Origin of the sequence: Burkholderia sp. KCJ3K979, from assembly GCF_016759955.1 — a bacterium.
GTDB classification, from domain to species: Bacteria; Pseudomonadota; Gammaproteobacteria; order Burkholderiales; family Burkholderiaceae; genus Burkholderia; species Burkholderia orbicola.
The window spans coordinates 1-5,170 of sequence record NZ_JACFYV010000324.1 but is presented as its reverse complement, the minus strand read 5'-3'; the positions used below and the strand labels follow the sequence as shown (position 1 = coordinate 5,170).

At 68.6% G+C, this 5,170-nt stretch carries 5 protein-coding genes; 4 read left to right on the top strand and 1 reads right to left on the bottom strand.

From position 1 onward, the window contains the following. Positions 1-149 precede the first annotated feature (149 nt). From H3O04_RS33725 to H3O04_RS33710, 4 genes are read left to right on the top strand one after another with little or no spacing between them, the layout of a single operon-like run. Positions 150-602 carry a DoxX family protein gene (locus tag H3O04_RS33725; RefSeq protein WP_011545179.1) on the top strand — a complete coding sequence of 151 codons (453 nt, stop codon included), beginning with the start codon at positions 150-152 and terminating at the stop codon, positions 600-602. Positions 603-628: 26 nt separating this feature from the next. Continuing rightward, positions 629-1,543 carry a lactoylglutathione lyase gene (locus H3O04_RS33720; RefSeq protein WP_011545180.1) on the top strand — a complete coding sequence of 305 codons (915 nt, stop codon included), beginning with the start codon at positions 629-631 and terminating at the stop codon, positions 1,541-1,543. Next, complete coding sequence (locus tag H3O04_RS33715; protein ID WP_078040872.1) at positions 1,540-2,238, top strand: YoaK family protein; 699 nt, start codon at positions 1,540-1,542, stop codon at positions 2,236-2,238. Before H3O04_RS33720 ends, H3O04_RS33715 begins: the two co-directional genes overlap by 4 nt. Then, on the top strand, positions 2,235-3,743 hold the full coding sequence (locus tag H3O04_RS33710; protein ID WP_078040873.1) for an alginate export family protein: 1,509 nt from the start codon (positions 2,235-2,237) through the stop codon (positions 3,741-3,743). Before H3O04_RS33715 ends, H3O04_RS33710 begins: the two co-directional genes overlap by 4 nt. 113 nt (positions 3,744-3,856) lie before the next feature. On the opposite strand, the gene acpA is transcribed toward H3O04_RS33710, so the two are convergent. After that, positions 3,857-5,170 (bottom strand): acid phosphatase (gene acpA, locus H3O04_RS33705; RefSeq protein ID WP_202589340.1); only part of this gene is annotated, 1,314 nt, incomplete at its 5' end.

The window sequence follows — 5,170 nt, the reverse complement described above, 5'->3', positions numbered from 1 at the left end:
CATCGCGGCGGCCGCCGCGATGTGCGCCTGCGCGAACGAATGCAACGTTCACCAGCATGCGCACGCGGGCGCGTGGGGCCGCACGTTACCGACGTCGGACGCGAAGGGCTTCTGGGGCGCGTTCGGGTGCTCGTGCTGGGCGGTCTGACATGACGACGCGCCCCGTCTACGGCACCCCCGCGTGGGTCCGCGTGCTGCTGTCGCAGCCGTGGGTCCTGCCGCTCGCGCGCCTCGCGCTGGTGTCCGCCTATCTGCTCGGCGGCGTCGCGAAGGCGCTCGACTTCCCCGGCGCGGTCGCGGAGCAGGCGCATTTCGGCCTGCAGCCGGCCGCGCTGTGGGCGGCCCTCGCGATCGCGGTCGAGATCGCGGGCTCGCTGTGCGTGGTGTTTCGCCGCTTCACGTGGCTCGGCGCCGGCAGTCTCGGCATGCTGACGCTCGTCGCGATGGTCGTGGCGAACGATTTCTGGAACCGTTCGGGCGCCGAACATTTCATGGCGCTCAACAGCTTTTTCGAGCATCTCGGGCTGATCGCGGCACTCGTGCTCGCGACCATGCTCGACGATGCGCGGCAATCGGCCGATGATGGCCGTTCCATTCGATGACGATGCAACAACCAGGAAATCCAGTGATGAAATCCGTTCGTTCCGTGCTGCTCGCCGCGATGCTCGCGGGCGGCCTCGCCGTTGCCCCCGTGACGTTCGCAAAACCGCCGGTGCCGCCCGCGGCGGTGCCGACGGTGGCGGTCGGTCCGCAGTACGACACGACGCACGTGTGCGTCGCCCCCGAAGACTTCGACCGCTTCACCGACAGCTTCGTCGCGACGTTCGGCGGCAAGAAGTCGAAGCAGGGCGTGTTCCAGGTCACGCCCACGCCGAGCCAGACGATGTCGCAACTGGTGCTCACGCCGGTCGGCACGATCTCGGTGTTCGGCTTCAAGACGCCGATCCCGTATCCGTTCTGCGCGGAGCGCACCGGTTATCTCGTGACCGACATGGACGTCGCGGTGAAGTCGGCGCGCGAGCACGGCGCCGACGTGATCGTCGACACGTTCCCCGACCCGATCGGCCGCGACGCGATCATCACGTGGGCAGGCGGCGTGAACATGCAACTGTACTGGCACACGCAGGCGCCGAATTACGACGCGCTGCAGACCATCCCCGAGAATCGCGTCTACGTGTCGCCGCAAAGCGTCCGCAAGTTCGTGCACGATTTCGTCAAGTTCTCGAAGGGCAAGGTGGTGTCCGACAACCCGAAGGCGCCCGGTATCGAAATCGGCCGGCCGGACGACACGTACCGCCGCATTCGCATCGAATCGGGCTTCGGCAAGATGACCGTGCTGGTGACCGACGGCCATCTGCCTTACCCGTTCGGCCGCGAGATGACCGGCTACGAAGTCGCCGATCTCGCCGCGACGCTGAAGCAGGCCGAAGCCGCGGGCGTGACGGTGCTGGTGCCGCCGTTCGAGTCGGACGGCCGCGACGCGGCGCTCGTGCAGTTCCCCGGCGGCTACGTCGCCGAAATCCACACGAGCGCGGCGCGATGAAGCACGAGGACACGATCCTTGCCGCAGTGGCCGGCTTCGTCGATACGCTGAGCTTCGTCGCGCTGTTCGGGCTGTTCACCGCGCACGTGACCGGCAACTTCGTGCTGATCGGCGCGGGCATCGCCGGCTTCGGCCAGGGCGTCGTGCTGAAGCTCAGTGTGTTTCCGGCGTTCGTGTGCGGCGTGATCGCGAGCAGCCTGATCGCGCGGTCGATGGCCGCGCGGCCCGCGTGGCAGGGCACGCGCGTGCTGCATACGGTGCAGGCCGTGCTGTTGCTCGGCTTCTGTGCGGCCGGCGTGTGGGCGACGCCCGTCACGCAGCCGGACAGCCAGGCGGCGCTCGTGGCCGGCATCGTCGGCACGTTCGCGATGGGCGTGCAGAACGCGCATCCGCGCGTGATCGCGCGCGCGGGCGGCGTGCCGAACACGGTGATGACCGGCAACGTCACGCAGGCGATCCTCGATGCCGTCGACATCCTGTCGCCCGGCACGGCGGACGGCGTGCGCGCCACCGCGCGCGCACGCTTCGCGAAGATGCTGCCGGCGATCGTCGCGTTCGCGCTCGGTGCGGCGGGCGGTGCGCTCGGATTCCGTTATGTCGGATTCCTCGCGTTGCTGGTGCCCGTCGGCGCGCTCGCGACGCTCGCGCTGTGCGCGGCGCAACCGGCCGGTGCCCCCACGCAGGAGCGCGCATGATCGAGCGACGGAGGCGACGCCGCGGCCGCCGCTTCGAGCGGGCCGCGCGCGTGTCGCTCGTCGCGGGGCTGCTGTTCGCGGGCGCCGACGCGGTGTGCGCGGAAACGGCAACTGCGTCGACTTCGACTTCGACGCAAGAACCGGCGCCGGCGTCGACCGCGTCATCGGCTTCGGCGCGGGCCTCGACGTGCACCGCCAAACGCCCGACAGTCTTGTTCAACCGCTGGCAGGAAGACTGGTCGGTGCTCGCGAATCCGTGCGTGCCGCGCGTGCCGCTCGACGGGCTGAAATACCTTCCCCTCGGCCACGATCCGTCCTCCTATCTGTCGCTCGGCGTGAACCTGCGGGAGCGTCTCGAGACCAACGACGCGCCGCTGTTCGGCATCGGCTCCGCGCAATCGGATACGTACCTGATCCAGCGCGTCGAAGTGCACGCCGATGCGCATCTCGGCCCGCACTGGCAGTTCTTCGCGCAGTTGCAGGACGCACGCGCGTTCGGCAAGAACACGGTGTCGCCGGTCGACAGGAACCCGCTCGATCTCGAACAGGCGTTCGCGACCTACACGGGCGCGCTCGGCGGCGGCACGCTCAAGTTCCGCGTCGGCCGGCAGGAGATGGCGTTCGACCTGCAGCGCTTCATCGCCGCGCGCGACGGCCCGAACGTGCGGCTGGCGTTCGATGCGGTGTGGGCCGACTACGAATACGGCAAGTGGCGCTTCATCGGCTATGCGACGCAGCCGGTGCAGAACCGCAACGCGTCCGATTTCGACGACGTGTCAAATCGCGATCTCACGTTCAGCGGCGTGCGCTTCGAGCGGCAGTCGGTCGGGCCGGGCGACCTGTCCGGCTACTGGTCGCGCTACAACCGCAGCAGCGCGCGTTTCCTCGACGCGAGCGGCCCCGAGCATCGCGACGTATGGGACGTTCGCTACGCGGGCACGCACGGGCGCTTCGACTGGGATCTCGAAACGATGCTGCAGACCGGCACGGTCGGCAACGCCACGATCGGCGCGTGGGCCGTCGGTTCGATCGCGGGCTACAGGCTCGACGCGCCATGGTCGCCGCGCATCGCGCTGCAGGTCGACGCGGCATCGGGCGACCGGCATCCGCACGACGGCCGCGTCGGCACCTTCAATCCGCTGTTTCCGAACGGCTATTACTTCACGCTGGCCGGCTATACGAGTTACGCGAACCTGATTCACGTGAAGCCGTCGGTGACGCTGAAACCGTCGGCGAACCTGTCGCTGCTCGGCGCGCTGGGTTTCCAGTGGCGCGAGACGACCGGCGACGCCGTCTATCAGCAGCCGAGCATCCCGGTGCCGGGCACGGCGGGCAAGGGCGGGTTGTGGACCGGCATGTACGTGCAACTGCGCGCGGACTGGACGATCGCCGCGAACCTGATCGGCGCGATCGAGGCCGTGCATTTCCAGGTCGGCGACGCGATCCGGCAGGCGGGCGGGCACAACGCGGATTACGTCGGCGTCGAGCTGAAGTACGGCTGGTGACGGCGGCGTGCGGCAACCCGCACGCGACATGAAAAAGGGCAGCCCCGCGAGGCTGCCCTTCGTTCGTCCGGGCCGGCGGCGTGGCCGGCCCGTTCGCGGTGATGGCGATGCCGTTACAGGTTCGGCGACAGCGCGAGCGCGTTCGTCAGGTCGCCCATCGGCTGCGCGCCGTTCGCCTTCAGCGCGTCGTCGCGCTGCTGCAGGCCCGCGAGGCGCGGCAGCGAGAAGCGGCGCGTGATGAAGCGCAGGATCGAACCCGTGTCGTACTGCGTGTGGTCGACGAAGCCCTTCTTCGCATACGGCGACACGATCAGCGCGGGAATGCGGGTGCCCGGGCCCCAGCGGTCGGCATTCGGCGGCGTCGCATGATCCCAGAAGCCGCCGTTTTCGTCGTACGTGACGACCACGACCATGTTCTTCCACTGCGGGCTGGCCTGCAGGTGCGCGATCACGTCGGCGATGTGCTGGTCGCCGGACGTGACGTCCGTGTAACCCGGGTGCTCGTTCAGGTTGCCTTGCGGCTTGTAGAACGTGACCTGCGGCAGCGTGCCCGCGTCGATCGCCTTGATGAACTCGGCGCCGTTCGCGCCGCCGTCGAGCAGGTGCTGCGCGCGGCTCGCGGTGCCCGGCGCCTGGTTCGCGAAGTAGTTGAACGGCTGGTGGTGCGGCTGGAAGTTCGGCGTCGACAGGTCGGCGCCGTAGATCACGTTCGACGTGCCGTTCTGGCTCGCCTGCAGCGCCTGGCCCCACGCGCCGGAATACCAGGCCCACGACACGCCCGCATTGGTCATCAGGTCGCCGATGTTGGTCGCCGTCTGCGGCGGCATCGTCGACGGATTGGCGGGGTCGGCGAGCAGCGGATCGCCGCCCGCGGCCGCCTTGTTGCCGCTCGGCTGATACGCCGGCTGCATCGTGTTGATGCCGTAGAAGTCGGGCGTGAGCGCGCCGTCGTTGACGAACTTCGGCGGGCCGCTCAGCGCGGACGCCGGCGAATTCGTCGCGACCTTCAGCGATTTGCCGTCGGCGTTCAGCACGGCGATCTTGCCGGCCGCCGGGCTCTTGTCGGCATTCGGGTAGTACGGCGCGCACGCGCAGATCAGGTACTGGTGGTTCAGGAACGAACCGCCGAACGCGCCCATGAAGAAGTTGTCGGCGAGCACGTACTGCTGCGCGATCTTCCACAGCGGCAGCTTCGACGGATCGGCCGTGTAGTGGCCCATCGTCAGGCCGCCCGCGTCGGTCCATGCGGCGTACATGTCGTTCTTGCCGCCGTTGATCTGCATCTGGTCCTGGTAGAAGCGGTGCACGATGTCGCGCGTCGCGATGCTCATCGACTGGTTGAAGCCTTTCGGATCGTCGATCGCGAACGGCGCGTTCGGCAGGTTCGCCGTCATCGCCTCGGTCACCGCCGGCGTGATGCCGGTCGC